The organism is Rhizobium ecuadorense (assembly GCF_001187535.1).
GTDB classification, from domain to species: Bacteria; Pseudomonadota; Alphaproteobacteria; order Rhizobiales; family Rhizobiaceae; genus Rhizobium; species Rhizobium ecuadorense.
This window is the reverse complement of record NZ_LFIO01001703.1, coordinates 1-242: the sequence shown is the minus strand read 5'-3', so window position 1 is coordinate 242 and position 242 is coordinate 1. Positions and strand designations below refer to the sequence as shown.

The following is a 242-nucleotide window of genomic DNA, read 5'->3' as shown; positions in this document are numbered from 1 at the left end:
GGCCGGAATCTGGTAGGGCGATACGATCGTGCGGCCGACGAAATCGGCAGCAACCATAAGCCCCCCTCCGATCAGAGCGGCACCAACCATTTGCGGCAGCGCGCGTGCCAATCCCGCCTCCCGCGCAAGGTGAGGTCCCATGAGGCCAATGAATGACAACGGGCCAACCGTCAGCGTCGCGGCGGCCGTCAGCAATCCTGCGAGGCCAAAAAGCGCAAATCGCGATTTCGCCAATGGTATAC

At 62.4% G+C, this 242-nt stretch carries 1 protein-coding gene; it reads right to left on the bottom strand.

Going from position 1 to position 242, the window contains the following annotated elements; all coding sequences use genetic code 11:
* A partial coding sequence (locus AF337_RS33095) for an iron chelate uptake ABC transporter family permease subunit (protein ID WP_152971317.1) occupies positions 1-242 on the bottom strand: 242 nt, incomplete at both ends.